The organism is Bradyrhizobium sp. PRIMUS42 (assembly GCF_023006515.1).
Classification (GTDB): domain Bacteria; phylum Pseudomonadota; class Alphaproteobacteria; order Rhizobiales; family Xanthobacteraceae; genus Bradyrhizobium.
In genome coordinates, this window is sequence record NZ_JALBGZ010001214.1 from 1 (window position 1) to 1,128 (window position 1,128).

General features: G+C 62.9%; 3 protein-coding genes. 2 read left to right on the forward strand and 1 reads right to left on the reverse strand.

All coding sequences use genetic code 11. From position 1 onward, the window contains the following. On the reverse strand, window positions 1-214 hold a 214-nt coding region (locus MOV75_RS39135; RefSeq protein ID WP_247008189.1), incomplete at its 3' end, for a helix-turn-helix transcriptional regulator. Window positions 215-402: 188 nt separating this feature from the next. Here MOV75_RS39135 and MOV75_RS39140 point away from each other — a divergent pair. Beyond that, window positions 403-711, forward strand: coding sequence for an NIPSNAP family protein (locus MOV75_RS39140; protein ID WP_246932840.1), 309 nt, complete (start codon window positions 403-405; stop codon window positions 709-711). Window positions 712-747: 36 nt separating this feature from the next. Next, window positions 748-1,098, forward strand: coding sequence for an antibiotic biosynthesis monooxygenase (locus MOV75_RS39145; RefSeq protein WP_246932838.1), 351 nt, complete (start codon window positions 748-750; stop codon window positions 1,096-1,098). The last annotated feature ends 30 nt before the right edge of the window (window positions 1,099-1,128 follow it).

Here is a 1,128-nt window from a genome sequence, read left to right on the forward strand (position 1 = left end):
AGTAGCGGTGGCGGCCCTGCTTCTCCGGCTCGACCAGCCCGCCGGCCTCGAGCTTGGCCAGATGCGAGCTCGCCGTCTGCGGCGTGATGCCGGCCTCCTGCGCCAGCTCGCTCGCAGTCAGCGCGCGTCCGTTCATCAGCGCAGTGAGCATGTTGGCGCGGGCGGGGTCGCCGACCAGCGAAGCGACCAGGGCGATGTCAGGTCCTGATTTCATGCTTCGATGATAGCCGAAGCATTGCGGTCGGGCAAGAGCGTAGCGTGTTGCCACACCGTCGTTCGCGAGGATGCCCGTAGGGTGGGCAAAGGAGCGGAGCGACGTGCCCACCATTCGTCGTTGCCGACATACGTGGGCACGCTTCGCTTTGCCCACCCTGCGAGACTTCGCAAAACCAGGAGCCCACCATGTCCGTCACCGTCTTCATCCGCTACCAGCTCGACCCCTTCAAGCGCGCGCAGTTCGAGGAATATTCAAAGCGCTGGCTCACCATCATCCCGAAATGCGGTGGGGATCTGATCGGCTATTTCATGCCGCACGAGGGCACCAACAACATTGCGTCGGCGCTGATTACCTTCGAGAGTCTCGCCGCCTATGAAGCCTATCGGGCCCGGTTGCGGCAGGACGCCGAAGGCATGGCCAATTTCCATTTCGCCGAGGAACACAAATTCATCCTCGCCGAAGAGCGCACCTTCCTGCGCCAAGTGGTCTTATAAGGGGTATTGTAGGCGCAATAGCAGCAGGAGATGCCCATGATCGCCGTGATCTTCGAGGTCTGGCCCAAGCCGGAACATCGTCAGGATTATTTCGACCTCGCAGCCGATCTGAAGCCGCTGCTGCAAACCATCGACGGCTTCATCTCGGTCGAGCGTTTCGAGAGCCTGACCGAGAAGGGCAAGATCCTGTCGGTGTCGTTCTGGCGGGACGAGGCGGCGGTCCAGGCCTGGCGCAACACGATGGAGCACCGCCGCACCCAGGCCAAGGGCAGGGCGCAGATCTTTGCCGATTATCATCTGCGCATCGCCTGCGTCGTCAGGGACTACAGCATGAATGATCGCGAGCAGGCGCCGAAGGACAGTCGCGCCGTGCACGACGCGCACTAGCGCTGCCGGGCGCGCTCTGGCGCTGCAGGG